Origin of the sequence: Paenibacillus polymyxa (assembly GCF_018614975.1) — a bacterium.
Taxonomy (GTDB): Bacteria; Bacillota; Bacilli; order Paenibacillales; family Paenibacillaceae; genus Paenibacillus; species Paenibacillus polymyxa_E.
Genome location: NZ_JAGGNR010000031.1, coordinates 1 through 16,832 on the forward strand (window position 1 = coordinate 1; position 16,832 = coordinate 16,832).

Annotated in this window: 13 protein-coding genes; 11 read left to right on the forward strand and 2 right to left on the reverse strand. The window is 46.7% G+C overall.

Features of this window, described 5'->3' with window-relative positions; all coding sequences use genetic code 11:
- Positions 1 to 196: 196 nt before the first annotated feature.
- Both J7E78_RS21730 and J7E78_RS21735 read right to left on the reverse strand, forming a co-directional pair.
- Positions 197 to 1,825 carry a response regulator gene (locus tag J7E78_RS21730; protein WP_215078166.1) on the reverse strand — a complete coding sequence of 543 codons (1,629 nt, stop codon included), beginning with the start codon at positions 1,823 to 1,825 and terminating at the stop codon, positions 197 to 199.
- A 5-nt stretch (positions 1,826 to 1,830) separates the two neighbouring features.
- Positions 1,831 to 3,660 carry a sensor histidine kinase gene (locus tag J7E78_RS21735; protein WP_215078167.1) on the reverse strand — a complete coding sequence of 610 codons (1,830 nt, stop codon included), beginning with the start codon at positions 3,658 to 3,660 and terminating at the stop codon, positions 1,831 to 1,833.
- 143 nt (positions 3,661 to 3,803) lie between these two features.
- On the opposite strand from J7E78_RS21735, the gene J7E78_RS21740 reads away from it, so the two are divergent.
- The 11 genes from J7E78_RS21740 to J7E78_RS21790 all read left to right on the forward strand — a co-directional run bounded on the left by J7E78_RS21740 (position 3,804) and on the right by J7E78_RS21790 (position 16,735).
- Positions 3,804 to 4,685, forward strand: coding sequence for a carbohydrate ABC transporter permease (locus J7E78_RS21740; protein ID WP_036607341.1), 882 nt, complete (start codon positions 3,804 to 3,806; stop codon positions 4,683 to 4,685).
- Entirely contained in the window at positions 4,685 to 5,521 is an 837-nt protein-coding gene (locus tag J7E78_RS21745) for a carbohydrate ABC transporter permease (protein ID WP_215078168.1), read from the forward strand. The genes J7E78_RS21740 and J7E78_RS21745 overlap by 1 nt, the downstream gene beginning before the upstream one ends.
- Before the next feature lie 592 nt (positions 5,522 to 6,113).
- Entirely contained in the window at positions 6,114 to 7,412 is a 1,299-nt protein-coding gene (locus tag J7E78_RS21750; protein ID WP_215078169.1) for an ABC transporter substrate-binding protein, read from the forward strand.
- 315 nt (positions 7,413 to 7,727) lie between these two features.
- Positions 7,728 to 8,951 carry an ATP-grasp domain-containing protein gene (locus J7E78_RS21755; RefSeq protein ID WP_215078170.1) on the forward strand — a complete coding sequence of 408 codons (1,224 nt, stop codon included), beginning with the start codon at positions 7,728 to 7,730 and terminating at the stop codon, positions 8,949 to 8,951.
- A 22-nt stretch (positions 8,952 to 8,973) separates the two neighbouring features.
- Positions 8,974 to 10,026 carry a YqcI/YcgG family protein gene (locus J7E78_RS21760; RefSeq protein ID WP_215078171.1) on the forward strand — a complete coding sequence of 351 codons (1,053 nt, stop codon included), beginning with the start codon at positions 8,974 to 8,976 and terminating at the stop codon, positions 10,024 to 10,026.
- A complete protein-coding gene (locus J7E78_RS21765) occupies positions 10,023 to 11,291 on the forward strand; it encodes an ATP-grasp domain-containing protein (protein ID WP_215078172.1) in 1,269 nt (422 codons plus the stop codon). The genes J7E78_RS21760 and J7E78_RS21765 overlap by 4 nt, the downstream gene beginning before the upstream one ends.
- A complete protein-coding gene (locus J7E78_RS21770) occupies positions 11,288 to 12,520 on the forward strand; it encodes an MFS transporter (protein WP_215078173.1) in 1,233 nt (410 codons plus the stop codon). The genes J7E78_RS21765 and J7E78_RS21770 overlap by 4 nt, the downstream gene beginning before the upstream one ends.
- 338 nt (positions 12,521 to 12,858) lie before the next feature.
- A complete protein-coding gene (locus tag J7E78_RS21775) occupies positions 12,859 to 13,425 on the forward strand; it encodes a TetR/AcrR family transcriptional regulator (protein WP_036607516.1) in 567 nt (188 codons plus the stop codon).
- A 61-nt stretch (positions 13,426 to 13,486) separates the two neighbouring features.
- Positions 13,487 to 15,478 carry an alpha/beta fold hydrolase gene (locus J7E78_RS21780; protein ID WP_215078174.1) on the forward strand — a complete coding sequence of 664 codons (1,992 nt, stop codon included), beginning with the start codon at positions 13,487 to 13,489 and terminating at the stop codon, positions 15,476 to 15,478.
- Between the two features lie 93 nt (positions 15,479 to 15,571).
- On the forward strand, positions 15,572 to 15,805 hold the full coding sequence (locus J7E78_RS29505; protein WP_251035188.1) for a hypothetical protein: 234 nt from the start codon (positions 15,572 to 15,574) through the stop codon (positions 15,803 to 15,805).
- Positions 15,806 to 16,288: 483 nt separating this feature from the next.
- On the forward strand, positions 16,289 to 16,735 hold the full coding sequence (locus J7E78_RS21790) for a chemotaxis protein CheW (protein WP_215078175.1): 447 nt from the start codon (positions 16,289 to 16,291) through the stop codon (positions 16,733 to 16,735).
- The last annotated feature ends 97 nt before the right edge of the window (positions 16,736 to 16,832 follow it).

Here is a 16,832-nt window from a genome sequence, read left to right on the forward strand (position 1 = left end):
ATTCGGATTGGATTGGAGTTCAAGGCAGCGCTGTACGGTGTGTAATTTGATTTCTAAAGAAATGGGACTTCTTTTAGACATGAGAAAACTCCCCTCATAATAGACGTAGAAGTTTTGTTTTTTTCTACTGTCTACTATGAGGGGAGCATATCAGGTCATGCCGGGAGTACTCTTTTTAATTCGGATCAGGTACTCGTTACGTACCTGCCTGCAATAATGTTTTACGATATTCCGCTGGCGTGATGCCCTCCATTTTTTTGAACACTTTGCTGAAATACTTCTCATCCTGGAATCCAACCATCTCCGAAATTTTGACGACTCGCAGGGAAGGATTTTGCAGTAACAGCTTGGCGTTGTTGATCCGCAGTTTGCCCAGATATTCCGACCAGTTCAGACCAAATTGCTGTTTGAATTTGCGGGAGATATACTCCCGGCTCAGATAGAAACGCGCGGCAATCTGCTGTAAGGACAGGTCCTCCTGATAATGGGCGTCCATATAACGTGCAATCTCACTCATGGGATCAGGATTGGCGTGGTGATGAGCGGTGAGTGCCTTTCCAGCGGCAAGCAGTCGTTGTTCCAACAATGAACGAAGCAGGGGGAAGGATAACATTCCTTCAGAGTCCAAAGGTAACTCGGCAAAGGGAATAGACTGTTCCTCCATCACTTCTTCCTCTTTGAATGACGAACCTGCCGTATCATCAAGCCAGCGGCTCAGCATCCATTCCAGCTCATCAATCCATTGCTGGATCTGCTCAGCACTGACAACCTCAAGATCAGTAATCGGGTCAAGCCACTCGGCGACCGCAGCAGATACACTGGAAGCCCGGCAACTCATGGCTGCCATACGCAGGGGTTCTTCATGGGCGGTTAAACGCCTGATTTTATTCCCATTCAATGATTCCACGGAAGCGTGAATTCGCTGTTTGATTTGCACACCATTACGTCGCCACAACCTTGAACTTGCTTCCAGATAGGCCGCTGCGATTCCGCCAGGGTAGGACTCACACGTGGAGATGCCGAAATGAAGCCGGCGCTGAATCGTCTGCTCCAATCCATGATTGACCTTGTCCAGAATATGTTCCAATGAAATAGATGGACCCCAATGCAGCAGAACAATCTCGTCCGGCTGATCCAACTGACGAAACATAACGCCTTCGTCTGGTGTGGATAACATCTCCGCACAGATATTGAGTACCGAGAACACAAGCAGGTCGGGTTGACTGCGATATTTTGCCAGACAATCTGCATCCAGATGGGACAGGCTGGTGACAGCGACACTACAGACAGAGATTAGACAGGGGAGATTTAACTCATCCTGCAATCGCTGCATGTGTGATGGGCTGCTGCCTCTTCCGACGGCAAGTTCGGTGAGCAGACGATCCTGGTAGTGTGGGCGCATTCGATTAACGACAATGGATTGCCTGGTGGATTGTATCCGAATGGCGTCTTCCTCTTCCCAAGCTGTAACGGCCTTTAATAGAGATGCATTCAGCTCATCTGCTTCTACAGGTTTCAGGAGGTAGTCCATGCCACCATGCCTGATTGCATGTCTTACGAGTTCAAAATCGTCATACCCACTAATGACCAGCACCTTGCTGTGTGGGGCCTGAGCCGATATCCACTCAAGTAATGCCATACCGTCCTTGCCCGGCATACGCATGTCACTGAGTATGATTTGAGGTTGATGTGCTATGATGGCGGCGATGGCTTCATCCCCGTCTGCTGCTTCAAGTAATGTATCAATGCCAAACTCTTCCCAATGACCAAGCAACCTTATGGCATCGCGGACATGTTTTTCATCATCTACAAGCAGTGCCTTCATGTTGTTCACTCTCCTGCGTATAGTTTAACCCTGATCTTTACACCATTGGGTTCCCGATTACTGATCTCAAGCTTGGCTGAGTGACCGGGATGTGAGTTCAATTGAAGTCGGCGTATCACATTTCGTAGACCGATGGACTCAGACTCGTCGGATTCCTGCGTGGATAACCCGGTTGTTGTATGACTTTGATGTAGCCATCCGCGGATCTCCAGTAATTTATCTTCAGGTATGGAGGGGCCGTTATTGTTCAGTTCTATTTCAATCCAATGATCGTTGATCCGGCGGCTGGATAGGGATATGTGACCTTTGCCAGGGTGAATATCTGCTCCATGTTTGAAATAGTTCTCAATTAAAGGTTGTAACGTCATTCTTGGCATTTCGACAGATAGCGTATCTTCGGCAAAATCCAAATCCACCTCAAGGCGGTCACCAAACCGCTCTTGCTGCAGTTCCAGATATAATCGGGCATGCTCCGCCTCTTCGCGTAAGGTCACGCAGGTCTGATCCCGCATGCTGTAGCGCAGCATTTTGGACAGGCTAGAGAGTAGTGTATACGCCCGTTGTCCTTGCTGTTGAAGGGCAAGTGTACCTATGGATTGCAGTGTATTATACAGAAAATGCGGATGAATCTGCGCTTGCAACGCTTTGAGCTGATTCGTCTTATTGGCGATTTCGAGTCGATATTCTCGCAAAATAAGGTTATTTACCGTATCCATCATATCTCGGAAATGACGAGCGAGCACCCCGAATTCATCTCGGCTGGATAGATGGATATCCACATGCAGGCGCCCGGCTTGAATCTGGTTCATATACCGCATGAGTTGCTTGAGCGGACCGGTGATTCGGATGGAGATGAACAAGGTTGCAACAATGACCAATACAAGTGCTGCAATGGCAATCATCGCGTTATTCCACGTGAGTGTGGTGGCTCTGGCATATAACGTCTCATTCGGAATCTGTTTGACGATGGTCCAGTTAGCGTACGTGCTGCCAAGTTGCTGGTATACATACATGGAACGATCCTGTTCAAAATGCCCTGCGACATTCTGGGCTGTACCTGCGCTAGATCGCGCAATATTCAGTTCACTAGCCGTTTCCTCTCGTAGTGCATCCGTATGATTGACCTCGGAATGTCCTTGGTAAATGATCTGATTCTGACCATCCACAACATAGATCTGTTCCTTAGCCGGATCATACAGCCTGCCACAGATTGCTGCAATGGTATTCATATTCAGATCAATGGCGAGTACACCCAGACGCTCGGTGGACGGAATATCCTTGATGACCCGATGCAGGGTAATGACCGTTCTTGCAGAATCATCGGGGGAGGCGGCCTTGAATCCGTACGTGTGACTCATATGGGCCGATTCCACCCAGATATCCGGGCTGTCACCGCCTGTTTTTCCATGAAGCGAGCCGGAATAGGCCTGTTTGCGTTCCTCCCGCTTCGGAAAGGGGTTCGTAATTAAGGTGGATTGATTGGCGGCAAAAGAGTGCAAATACAGCTGGAATACATCCGGCACAGCCGCGCGGATGGTCTGCAAAGTGGTGTACACCTCGGCTACCGCACGATAATCACCAGGAATCTTTGCCAAGTTACGCAGAAAGTTCGGGTCGTTATACACAGCGAGCGACGCTCTGGCCACGTTATCCACATAGTTATTGAGATTGGTGGATGCTTGGTAGATCAGGCGTTTGTTCTCTTCAACAGCCTGTTCCCGCAGGGCTGTCTTGGTCTGGATAAACGTCATGCTGATCGATGCGATCAGCGGAAGGGTGGTAGCAATAAGCATAAAGGCAATCAATTTGGTGCGTATACTGTAGTATTTGGACATCGGAACACCCCTTCTGGTTGCAGGTTAAGAGAGGACAATATTTTACCCCCAACTGTTCACAAGGGTCGGTGTTTCCCTCGGCGATAATGGGGTTTAATAGAAAAAGAGACCAATTTCATCCATCTATAGAAGGGGAGAACGATATGAAGCATCGCAAATCTTCACAGCTGTTACAGCAGCTTGTGTTCGTGGGTCCCTCCATCGTGTTTTTTATTCTCATCATCGTGGTCCCTTTCCTGCTTGGCATGGTGTATTCCTTCACGGACTGGAACGGGGTATCCGAGAACATTAATTGGGTAGGGTTTGATAACTTCGTGCATGTTTTTGCAAATGATCCCAAGTTCCAAACGGCGTTTTGGTTTACGGTGCGCTTCACCGTGGTTGGTGTGGTACTGACCAATGTGATTGGCTTTTTCCTGGCGTATTTCCTGACCAAACCGCTCAAGACGAGAAACATTCTGCGTACGATCTTTTTTATGCCTAACGTGATCGGTGGGTTGTTGCTCGGCTTTATCTGGCAGTTCATATTTGTGAAAGGGTTTTCAGCAGTAGGCGATGTAACCGGCTGGTCCTTCTTCAACCTTCCTTGGCTGGGAGACGAACCAACCGCCTTCTGGGGAATCGTGATTGTGTTTGTATGGCAGACCGCAGGATATCTGATGGTCATCTACATCTCATCTCTGACAAATGTATCCCCTGATCTGCTGGAAGCTGCCGAGATTGATGGCGCAAGTCGCTGGCAGGTACTGCGGAGCATCATTCTTCCGCTCATTATGCCGGGTGTAACGATCTGTCTGTTCCTGGCGATCTCCTGGTCGTTCAAAATGTTCGATCTCAATCTGTCACTGACCAAAGGTGGACCTTTCGGATCAACAGAGTCGGTTGCACTTAATATTTACAATGAAGCCTTTGTGAATAACAGATATGGCATCGGAACCGCCAAAGCACTCGTGTTCTTCGTAATCGTTGCCATCATCACCATGATTCAGGTACGTCTGACGAAGAGCAAGGAGGTAGAAGCCTGATGGAGACGACGAAAAATTACCGCTTCAGTACCATTGTAACCGAGATTGTCATGGTACTCCTTGGACTTTTATTCCTGGTTCCGTTTTACTTCCTGTTTGTCAATTCTGTCAAAACCTTCGGTGATTTGCTCACCAATTCGGCCGCATGGCCGGAAGTATTTCAGTGGGGAAACTATGCGAACGCCTGGGAGAAAATTAACTTCCCGTCCGCGCTGATGAACTCGCTTATCGTTACGGTAGTCAGCAATCTGTTGCTTGTGCTGATCAGTTCCATGGCCGCGTACCGAATGGTCCGCAGTAATACCCGATTCAACCGGATTTTGTTCGGCATGTTCATTGCCGCGATGGTGATCCCGTTTCAGTCTATCATGATTCCACTCGTTACTGTAACCAGTAATCTCGGACTGATCGATAGCCTTGGTGGACTCATCATCTGTTATCTTGGTTTCGGGGCACCGATGTCGGTCTTCCTGTTCCACGGATTCGTGAAATCCGTCCCATTGGAGATTGAGGAAGCGGCTCGGGTGGATGGAAGCTCGGTCTACGGGGTGTTCTTCCGCATCGTATTTCCACTCATGAAACCGATGTATGTAACCGTCATCATTTTGAACACACTCTGGATCTGGAATGATTATCTGCTTCCATCTCTGATCCTGCAAAGCTCCAACCTGCGTACGATTCCAATTGCGACCTTTGCACTCTTCGGACAATATACGAAGCAATGGGATCTGGCCTTGCCTGCACTTGTGCTCGGCATCATGCCAATCATTATCTTCTTCCTGCTGATGCAGAAGTATATCATTCAGGGGATTACCGCTGGATCAGTTAAAGGGTGAGTGTTGCGAGGGAAGGGTCGCTGGCGGGATCAAGTTGCGCTTTCGGTCGCTGTTGCTCCTCGGTGGCCTGAATGGATTGGGGCAAGGAAGCCACCGAGTATCAAAGGCGAACGCTCCGCTCCTACAACGCATTCTTGATCCCTTTGCTCCCACCTCGCATGGAGGTGTGCAAAGGGAAGTCATGCCCGCATAGCTTGGGCATGATTCCTAGGGAAGAGATCAATAAAGAAAAGAGATCCTTAAAGAAAAGATTTAAAGCTAAATCCGGTATGGCAGAAAAGGGTCGCTTGCGGGATCAAGTTGCGCTTTCGGTCGCTGTTGCTCCTCGGTGGCCTGAATGGATTGGGGCAAGGAAGCCACCGAGTATCAAAGGCGAACGCTCCACTCCTCCATCGCATCCTGATCCCTTTGCTCCCACCTCGTATGGAGGTGTGCAAAGGGAGTCATGCCCGCATAGCTTGGGCATGGCTCCTGAAGGTAAGATTATGAAAGGGAAAGACCATAAAGGAAGGTTATTCTGTCATCGGTGTGCCAGTGTAAATATGCATTAGTGGAACTGTTATACTGAAACTACTATAGGGAGAGTGTATGTATGAAAAGAATGACAAAATTGACGTTGCTTATGCTGATTGCTTTTTCGGTAATGCTCGCGGGTTGTGGCAATGGAGACAAGAGTGGCAGTCCGGTCAATACGGATGCTCAAGGTGGTGGAGAGGCTGCTGCTGGAGATAAAACCATTAAAATCTTCCAATTCAAAGTCGAAATTGCGGAAGCGCTCAATCGTCTCAAAGCGGAATATGAATCCTCACATCCAGGTGTCAAACTGGATATCCAAACTGTAGGTGGCGGCAGTGACTACGGTGCTGCATTAAAAGCCAAGTTTGCCGCAGGCGAACAACCGGACATTTTCAACGTAGGTGGTTATCGTGAGCTGGATACATGGCTTGAATATCTGGAAGATCTATCTGGAGAATCATGGGCCAAGGATGCGCTTGAAGTAGCCAAAGAGCCCATGACCAAAGACGGCAAGCTCTACGGACAGCCACTCGCGCTGGAGGGTTATGGTTTCATTTATAACAAAGACCTCTTCCAAAAAGCTGGTATTACCGAAATTCCAACGACACTTGAGCAATTGGATCAGGCTGCACAGAAACTTCAGGCCGCAGGCATTACGCCTTTCTCGAACGGATATCAGGAGTGGTGGGTGCTGGGTAACCATAACGTAAACGTGGCATTTGCGAATCAGGCAGATCCAGTGAAATTCATCCAGGGACTCAACGAAAGCACGGAGAAAATTCCTGGCAATCAGGTGTTCACTGACTGGATGAACCTGCTCGACTTAACGTTGAAATATAGCAACAAAAACCCGCTGACAACCGACTACAATACGCAAGTTACGTTGTTTGCGAGTGGAGAAGCGGCGATGATGCAGCAAGGAAACTGGACTCAAGTACAGATCGATGGAATCGATCCGGATCTGAATCTGGGTATCCTCCCAATGCCAATTAATAATGAACCAAATGACAAATTGTTTGTCGGCGTGCCGAACTACTGGGTTGTGAACAAGAACTCTCAAGTGAAAACGGAAGCAAAAGAGTTTTTGGAGTGGCTCGTAACTTCGGATATCGGGAAACAATACATGACCAAAGAATTCAAGTTCATCCCGGCGTTCAGCTCTATCACGGCATCCGAGGAGGATCTGGGTGACCTCGCCACAGAGATCATGAAGTATAGCCAGGAAAACAAAACACTCAGCTGGAACTTCAACCGTTTCCCTGAAGGGGTTCCACAAGAGTACGGCAGCACGATTCAAGCTTACGTTGCAGGCAAATCGGATAAAGCCGGATTGCTCGACGCATTGCAGCAGAACTGGGATAGTCTGAAAAAATAACAGGTCCCCATGTATTTAATGAATGTGTGAATAAGAAAAAACATAAAAAGAGGTGATTCCGGATGAATTGGAGTCACCTTTTTTTGATGTGAAAATTTCCAGTTAGGAACTGCCATTATGAATGAATGGAACGACTAATACAGAAAGTGGAGGTGTTTGTATAATGTCTACAACCTGTTGTTAGTACAAAATTTGGCAACAATTAGCCAAAATTTAAATATTTGTAATTTTTAGATTGACATACCTGAACAATATCCATATTATAGAAAAATATAACAGAAAGTAAAGAAGTTTGAATTGGAGGTGAAGTTCTTTATGAGGGATATCGTCTTTCTATGTGACAAGCGAATGAACACCAAAACGGGGTTTCTCGATGCTTTGTCCAACATATCGGAAACAACCAACATTTTGTTGGTAGAGCAGGGATATGAACATTTTTACTCCTTACCCGAAGGGTTGTTCAGAGCTGTGTTCGAAGTGGAAGATATTACTCGGATTGATCAGGTGGAAGAGGTTTTTGAGCGCATTTTGGATGAATACGATGTGGAGCGAGTGATTGCCCCGACCGAAAATGTGGTGGAGACGGGTGGGTATCTCAGAACGCGTTTTGGCATACCTGGCATTCAAAAGAATCAGGCCGAGACGGTTCGGAACAAATGGATCATGAAGGAGACATTGCGGCAGGCGGGAATCTACACGTCACAGACGCGTATAGCATCCAATGCAGTACAGATTAGAAAGATTGTCACAGGTATTGGCTTTCCTATCATTATCAAACCCATTAGTGGCTGGGCGACGATCATGACTTACAAGCTCAATAATCAAGAGGAGCTTGAGCGGTATATCAGCCAATCCTGGAATCGGGAATCAGTGCTCATTGAGGAATTCATTACGGGTAGGGAGTTTCATATTGATTCGATCGTTTCAGAAGGTGAGCTTGTATTTTCCTCCGTCTCTGAATATTTGTTTAATTGTCTTGAGATTGTCCAAAATGATCGCCCTTCCGGCACGATCTGTTATCCCGCTAACACACATTATGAATATGTGGAACGGATGCAGTCGTTCAATGAAAAGATCATACGGACACTCGGAATACGTAACAGTGTGTTCCATGCAGAGGTATTCCTTCTGCCGAATGGGGAGATCTGTTTTGGAGAGATTGGAGCACGCATTGGAGGGATTGTCATCATTCCACCTATGGTGTTGAATTCCCATCAGGTGAACTTGTTTGATGCAGCCATTCAAACAGAACTTGGGATATATGAAGCTCCAACCTTGGTTAATACAGGCAAGTACACCGGTGCGGTTAATTTCCCATCTGCTGTAGGCAAGATCGAAAGCATCTCATCAGCAGAAGATTTCAAATCGATGGAGGGACTCATTGATATCCGAATTAACTATACATCAGGTCAGTCCATTTCAGGTGGTCGAGATACGATGTCCAGATCCGGATATGCCATTGTGGAAGGTCCTGATATTGATTTTGTTAGAAAACAACTTCTAGAACTACATGACAAGTTTGTCCTGGTTCACCAATAAACCATTCTAGGAGGGCTTTGGGTTGTTGCTAGATAACGCTGATGTGAAGAGACTGGATAGTCATGATTGGAGAAAGCAGGAATTTGAGCATTTTGAGAAGGACATGACCGGTGAGAATCCACGGTTTCCCTGTATATTCGGTTCCATGGGACTTAACCGTAATGAGCTACGTTTCTCCTTTTTTGATGATGTGGATGACCATTCCATAGAAGAACTGGGGAGGGCATTGAGAGAATACGTGGAACAGGCAAGGAGCTTTGGAAACTACACCTCCATGGTCACGTTCTTTAATATTGATAAGGATCTATCCATCCATGAATATCAGCATACGTTCTGGTCCATCCTGACCCGGCTGCACACCATTGACTTGAAAGAATGGCCAGAGTTCATACCGAATGAAGAGAATGATCCCTTGTGGGAATTTTGCTTTCATGGGGAACCCATTTTTGTCGTTTGTAACACACCAGCACATGAGGTCAGAAGGAGCAGACGTGCCAATACATACATGATTACCTTTCAACCCCGATGGGTCTTTGATTCGATTGGCTTGGGAACACCAAAAGGAGATAAATCCAAGGATTTGGTGCGAAGCTTGCTTCGGCAATACGATGCAATTGAACCATTCCCGCATCTAGGGGTCTATGGGAATCCAAATAATCGAGAGTGGCTGCAATATTTTATTCCAGATACTAATGAAGTTTCCGCTACAGCGCAATGCCCATTTCATCATATGAGGAGGAATAGTATGAGTTCAGTTCAATATATCCAAGGGTCTGACGTAACACTTGAAGAAGCTGTAATGCAGTTGTTGCCTGTAACCGGTTCGGTAGAGGTACAAAGAGATACACCGTTCAGGGAGCACAAATCCCATACACATCCTACAGACGAAACCCTGTTGATTATAAATGGAGATATTACTTTCTTCACAGAGGAAGGAGAACTGTATTGTACGCCAGGTGACCGCATTCTGCTTCCTGCTAATACGGTGCATTCATCCAAGGCTGGGGAGAATGGAACATTGTATATTATTGCTTTGGAGTTTGTGGAGCAGCCGAAAGAAGAGGTTCTGGCATGACTCGTTCCTCCGTTGGTCTGCTCATGAGAAAAGGTTTTTCCCTGCACGGGGATCATATTGAAGCTCTGGGAAGAATTTTTGAAGAGGTCCATTTATGGACCTCTGTTTCTGGATATGAACAAGATCCGCGCTTTCGGTCTGTTCAGCATATTCCCAAGTATGAGAATGTGGAAGAAATGATCACGCAGGCGAGACAAAAAGGAGTTCCGTTTTTCATTACCTGGCAGGAGACAGATATTGTACTGAATGCGAGATTAAATGAAGGATTGGGAAGACAGGATATTCCTGTCCAGGCGGCTGAAATTGCCAGAGATAAGTCAAGACAGCGTCAGTTCCTAAAGCAGGAGGGCGTGGCCTGTCCTGAATTTTATGCTGTAAATACGTTGGATGAGGCTGTTTCAGCGACAGCAAGCGTAGGCTATCCGGTTATTATTAAACCCACGCTGGCCGCATCCAGCAGCCATGTTGCACTCGTGCATTCGCATGCCGAATTGAAGGAGGCCTTCGATAGCATATCGCAACTTGCTATCTCGCAATCGGGGCTATATTTTGACGAGGAATGTCCTGCAATAGCGCTGATTGAAGAGTTCCTGCCAGGGGAAGAGATTACGCTGGATGGAGTAGTTGTTAATGGACGGTTTTATCTGGGCGGAGTCCATAACAAGCTCAGAATGCCAGGTCCATACTTTGAAGAGGATGAATATACGCTACCTTTTCAGGGACAATCCAATGTGGAACAAGACCTTTGCGAGATGGCTCAGCAAATATGCACAGGTCTGAAACTTGTAAATGGGCTGTTTAACGTTGAAGCCAGACAGAACGCCAACGATGAGTATAAAGTGGTGGAGTTCAGCTGTCGTATCAGTGGGGGGCATGTCTATCGCAATATTCGCGATGTGTACGGGACTGATTTGGTGACCGCCCATGCTTATGGTCTTCAGGGGGAGGAGACATTGGCTCCCCATTTTGCGAAAAGAACGGCTCCCAAGTGCGCAACCTGTATCAAATTTGTGTACCGTGATGGCAAGGTGTTGAATAATGCCAGCGGTGAGGCAGCAGACGATGTGAGGTACCGGGCTTATTATCCAGTGGCTGCCAAAGGTAGAGTGGTTCATTCTGCTCCGAAAGGATTCGATATTACAGGTCTTCTGTCTGTGCGTACTCAATATGAGGGACCTGAGGACATCGAATCAGTAAAACAAGTCGCAAGATTGCTGGAACAAAAGCTGGATTTGCAAGTTGCTGAGGTGAGACAGCTTCAATGATACAGACTATTTTGTTCATCCTCTTCCTGTCAATTACCTTATGCGGAGATACAATTCTAAATATTACCTTGATCTGGTCGGTACTGGAGCAGGGCGGGTCGATTACTCATCTGAGTATTATTATTACGATCATGAGTTTGGTACCTATTTTGTTGCAAAAGTATAGTTTTTTTCTTAAAACTGCACTTAAAGAACGACCTTTGCTGATTTTCAGCTTAGCACGCATCCTGGGTATTGTGTTTCTGCTGGTGTTTTTAATTCAATTTGCCGGTAATACCAATGTGTATGGCTTATATCTGATTGGTGGCGTATTCTCCGTGATTCTGTTTTTGACCAATCAGAGTCTGGAAATCTACATGTCCCAGATGGTGTTGGATGGGAAAATCAAATCACACAAGGCCTCGCATGACTTGCAGACTGCGATTCAGATTGGTGCATTTGGAGGAAGTGCGGTAACTGGAGTTTTACTCAGTATAGGCGGATTGCCAATGATCTCAACGGTACTGATGGTGACGCTGGCTGTGGGTATGATGGCTCCTTGGCTCATTCCAATTCTGTCCCGATCCGGTCAGGCTGAGCAGAACGTACAGAAAGAAACAACGGAGGCTCCGCAGATTACGTACTCCGACGCTGTGCGAAAAAAAGTACTGAACATGACCATATTGGCGGTGGTTGTATTAACCGTGCAATTGGGAGCAATCAATTTTATCGTACCGATTTTGTTCCATGATATCTACAATTGGGATTCATCCCGTTACGGGGCTATCGGAGCAGCGATGGGGCTTGGTGCCTTTCTTGCAACGCTGATTCGTAAGTGGGAACACCGAATTCCAATGTATCTATTTGTACTGATTGGCGTTATTGATATCATCATTGGCACGGTACAGGTGTTTGCTGTATCGTTAATCTGTGGATTTCTGCTTGGGTTTGTGTTTAATCGGACTCGTATTATGCAAAGATCTGTCATGTTTGATAACTTGCGCAGCCGCGAAGAGACCATGAAGTGGTCGGGAAGATCAACGTTCGCCACTCAATTCACAAGATCTGTTGTCCCGCTGGTACTGGCACTTCCGCTGTCCCTGATGGGACAGGAGAACACGGGCGTACTGCTAGGAACAATCGGTGTTACGGTGACAATAATCCTGTTTGTCGCCATCCGTTTGGAGAACAGATTGCCACTTCAAGGCATCGAGCCGATTATTGCCGGGGACAGTAAACCTTCAATTTGAAGCAGGCAAACAGTTGTTAAAGGTTGGGAAATGAAGTGTATGTAGGGTCAGCCAGATACGTTCTGGTTGGCCTTTTTTTGGTGGTTCAACCGGAAGACATGTGGATAACCCGAAAGCAGTTAACGATCTCATGACGTATTTAACACAGAGTTAATACTATATGTGGATATCCTGTGTGTATAATACTCTAAATGTGGACAAGTAAGGAGTAGCTTGAGCTAGAGACGATCTTTTGTTAACAGAAATACTTGTTTTCAATTAACTAGTACTATATAGTTCTATATATGACAAATCAAAAAATGAACACGGGACCTGCCAAATCCAAGAGTTCCAATCCGGTGAACCGGACCAAGGCAGTTGAAGTGGCGGCACAATTATTTCTGCGTCAGGGGTACAGCTACGTCAGCATGGATGAAGTCGTGCGAGTGAGTGGGGTATCCAAGTCTAATATTTATTATCATTTTAAAAACAAGGAGGAACTGCTTCAGGCCGTGGTTCAATACTGGATTGCCCAGTATGAGTCAGAGCTGTATCTGCTGCTCAGTCAGCGTGAGCGAGGAGTGGAGGAGCGTATCTACTCGTTCATGGCATTGCTGTCGGCAGGTATTGAGGGCCGAAATTACGAAGGGAGCTGCCCTTTTGTTACGTTATATATGCAGACACCGGACAGTGCACCCCAAGTGAAGGAAAGTATATCCAGATTCTTTCGTGAGCTTAGACCTATGGTGGAGAAGTTGTTTCAGCAAGGTTTGGATCGCGGTGAATTTCGCAAAGAAATCGAACCGGGACCGGCTGCGTTGTTGTTTATTGCAGCATTGGAAGGTTCACTAATCCTAGCGGGAACTGCCCGTGATGTAGGGATTATAGAACAATCGGCACGTACGTTTTGTCAGATGCTTCGTTAATCGAAGCTCTTTTTTTTGAATTTAACTAGTACTATTTAGTACTAAAAGGAGCCGAAAAAGAATGATTGTACATACTAACCGTGTATCCAATGAAGAAAACACAGCATCAAATTCAACAAACATGAATCAGGTAATAAGCGATTCTGATATTGCAGCCACGACCATTTTTATGACAGGAAGCACAGGTTTTATTGGCAAAGAAACGGTCAAACAACTCACACAGGGAGATGCAAAATTACTCTTGCTGGTTCGTTCGGAACAGCGAGCCAGAACTGTGCTGAAGGCTTATGGAGTGAAGTGTTTCGACCGAATTACCTTTATTACAGGTGATTTGTCCATGTCGGGTCTTGGACTTACCGCAGCGGACCGGGAGCGTGCTCTGGAAACGAATGTGATCATTCATGCGGGTGGAACGATGGACGTCACTTTGGAACGAAAAGTAGCCGAGCAGATATTCATGAACGGAGCCAGAGAAGTGGCCCAGCTAGCACAAGAAATTCACCATACCCGCGGATTGAGACACTTTATCCACGTTGTTGGTTATATGAGTCCTTATGGAGAGCGGAATGAACAGGGGAATTATCTACAGGTTGAGCATGTGGATAACAATGAAAGTGCATATGAAGAGATGAAGTTTCATGCCGATCTGCATATTCGCGAGCATGCAGAACAGCATCACTATCCCTTATCGGTTGTAAATCCGAGTACAGTGGTTGGACCACGTCCCACAGGTGAAACCGAGCAAACGGGTGGGATTGGACTGCTCATTCAGGCGATTCAGAAAGGACTTATGCCGGTAGTGCCGGGAGGTTCATCCTATTGGTTACCGCTTGTGGAGAATGACATTGTTGCACAGACGCTTGTTTTTCTATCCAGGGAAGCTGCTCCAGTCGGAGGAACTTATCCACTGTTGGTGCGGAAGGAAGACAGTCCCAATATGAAGGAACTGCTGCAACTCTTGGCGCAGCAATTGGACGTACCCAAGCCCAAAGGGGTTGCGCCACTACCATGGATTCAATGGATCATGAGATCAGGTGGTTCACGCATTAGTGGTGTTCCAGCGGAGTCGGTTGCTTTTATTACCAACAGGTCATTCCCGGTTGAAGAGACGGAGGCCCTGTTTACACGTATGGGGCAATCGTGGCCGGATATCCGGGAACAGCTTCCGCTGGTTACAGCCGATCTGGACTATCGTCTGCGGTATACGCCGTTACCTGAGGATTTTCCGACAGATTATATTCGGTCACGGAGCGGAAATATGGCTACGCTTGGTTGGGAGGGTGAGGGGGAGCCTTGGATTATTGTGCATGGTTTGCTTCAATCTGCAGATGAGATGTTACCGTTAGGAAAACAGCTTAGGGCCCGGACCGGGAACCCGGTATGGTTAATCGATCTCGCTGGATTTGGACGGTCCCCGGTGCATCAGGGAGATGAAGCATTTGAAGGTCAGGTGGATGCACTGCTTGCGGCTCTTGGTGAGTTTGAAGGTCCGGTGAAGCTGGTGGGGCATTCGATCGGTACTGCTATTGCAGCTGCGGCACAGATGCGTAGCGAGCGGACAGACATTCGGCTGGGGTTGCTCCAGCCAGTTGCCAACAATTCGAATCCGAATGTCCTAAGATGGGTTTCCCGTTTGCCAAGAGGGGTGATGCGCTCCCTGCTGCGTGGCAGATCGGAGAAAAGTTGGAATCAAATGTTCAGTTCATTTAGCGGCGTAGGCGTCAGCAGTGTTATGGCTGATACCATGGGCAAGAGAATACGCTCCAGTCTCCAGTCCCCTCGCATTGCAGGAGCACATGCAGACTTGTTGCGCTGGATCCACTCGGGTCAGAGGAAAGGCGCCAGATCAACGTTGTGGGCGAAAATGGAAAGTCAGCATTTTGCCAAGAATGTATTAGTTGTATGGGCCAATCAAGATCAGGAATATCACTATCCCCAGGATATGAACTCACAGGTCGAACGGATAGATGTACCCTATGGACATTACTTTCCGACGTTTCAGTATAAGGAAACAGCTGCAATTCTCGCCGAATGGGCCGATACCTTGAGGTGAGTTCAGGTTTGGACATGCAGGAATCCCGTGCCAATTGTCGAAAGGGTCAAGTCGACTTTTGAGAGCTGAACCAAAGACAGGAGAGATGAATGTATGAGCAAGCAACGTGTGGAAATCAGTAAAAATGTACTAACGGAATGTCTCGGACTGCGCAGCGGAGAGAATCTGGTGGTTGTCGCAGACGATATGAAACGGGATCTGGCTGAATCCATCTATGAGGCAGGTAAAGCACTTGCCGCAGGTGTTCATATTGATGCAGTTGTACAAAAGCCGGACGTATACATCGATGACAAGCTGATCATGCGTCAGGGTGAATTGGTCGAATAACTACAGCGAAGGAAATTGGGCATGTCCACAACGTGTCCACAGTAATGGATAACTGAAGCGGAAATTCAGATTTTACGTCAGATTTACAAACAAATACACAACATGTCCACATTAAATTAATGAATATCCACATGAAACGCCAAAGATATCCACAGCATGTGTGCAATATGTGCACAACTTATCCACAAATCAGATATAACTCGTGTTTTCATCCGATAAAACAGTCGTTTTGGAGTGATAAAACAAGTTATCCACAGGAATATCGCTTTTTTGTTCCAAGTATTTGAAAACATAGAAACAGACTGACTTCCACCACCCGTCACAACCGGGCAAATGAGCAGAGCGGAGACAGCAACCGTATTGCAACGTCTGTTGAAGTTGGCAAAATTGATCTGAAGCCTAAACATTTGATCAAAAATAACCGATACACCAAAGTAACATCTAATGGGACGAAAGCAGTCTGATTATAAGGAATGAGAGGGTATGGGGATAACTATGGACGAGGGAATGCAATATATTAATTTTTCGGTAGGAGACCAGATCTTTGCACTACGAATTGATGAAGTTCATGAGATCATCAGAATGGTGCAGGTGACAACGGTCCCGTTTGGAAGCCCGGAGATCAGAGGTTTTGCTTCGCTGTACGGTAAGGTTGTTTCGGTGGTGAGTCTTCGTGTATTGTTAGGCATGCCGGATCAGGAGGATACTTCTTCTACACGTATTATTGTGGTGCCTTACAAAGGTGGATTTGTACCTTTGATCGTCGATATGGTCGATTCTGTCGTAAGTTACGATCGTTTCGAGGAACCTGCTGAGGAACACCGCCGTTTCATGCTTGGCGTTTTTGACAAAATCGGGTTCTGTAAGGATCATCGTGCGGGCATTTTGAACCTGGATGTATTACTGGGCAGCTTGATCAGATCATCGTAAGGTAACGATCGTAATTCTTTCAATATTCAGTATTATCCTTTGGTTTACCCAAATGTTCCTCATCCGCTTTTCGGGAGAAGGGACATTTTTTTGTGTT

Bases quoted from the DNA above. Each gene is read 5' to 3' on its own strand.
- J7E78_RS21730 (WP_215078166.1), bottom strand. From the start codon at position 1,825: ATGAAGGCACTGCTTGTAGATGATGAAAAACATGTCCGCGATGCCATA.
- J7E78_RS21780 (WP_215078174.1), top strand. From the start codon at position 13,487: ATGATTGTACATACTAACCGTGTATCCAATGAAGAAAACACAGCATCA.
- J7E78_RS21755 (WP_215078170.1), top strand. From the start codon at position 7,728: ATGAGGGATATCGTCTTTCTATGTGACAAGCGAATGAACACCAAAACG.
- J7E78_RS21765 (WP_215078172.1), top strand. From the start codon at position 10,023: ATGACTCGTTCCTCCGTTGGTCTGCTCATGAGAAAAGGTTTTTCCCTG.
- J7E78_RS21735 (WP_215078167.1), bottom strand. From the start codon at position 3,660: ATGTCCAAATACTACAGTATACGCACCAAATTGATTGCCTTTATGCTT.
- J7E78_RS21740 (WP_036607341.1), top strand. From the start codon at position 3,804: ATGAAGCATCGCAAATCTTCACAGCTGTTACAGCAGCTTGTGTTCGTG.
- J7E78_RS21770 (WP_215078173.1), top strand. From the start codon at position 11,288: ATGATACAGACTATTTTGTTCATCCTCTTCCTGTCAATTACCTTATGC.
- J7E78_RS21790 (WP_215078175.1), top strand. From the start codon at position 16,289: ATGGGGATAACTATGGACGAGGGAATGCAATATATTAATTTTTCGGTA.
- J7E78_RS21745 (WP_215078168.1), top strand. From the start codon at position 4,685: ATGGAGACGACGAAAAATTACCGCTTCAGTACCATTGTAACCGAGATT.
- J7E78_RS29505 (WP_251035188.1), top strand. From the start codon at position 15,572: ATGAGCAAGCAACGTGTGGAAATCAGTAAAAATGTACTAACGGAATGT.
- J7E78_RS21750 (WP_215078169.1), top strand. From the start codon at position 6,114: ATGAAAAGAATGACAAAATTGACGTTGCTTATGCTGATTGCTTTTTCG.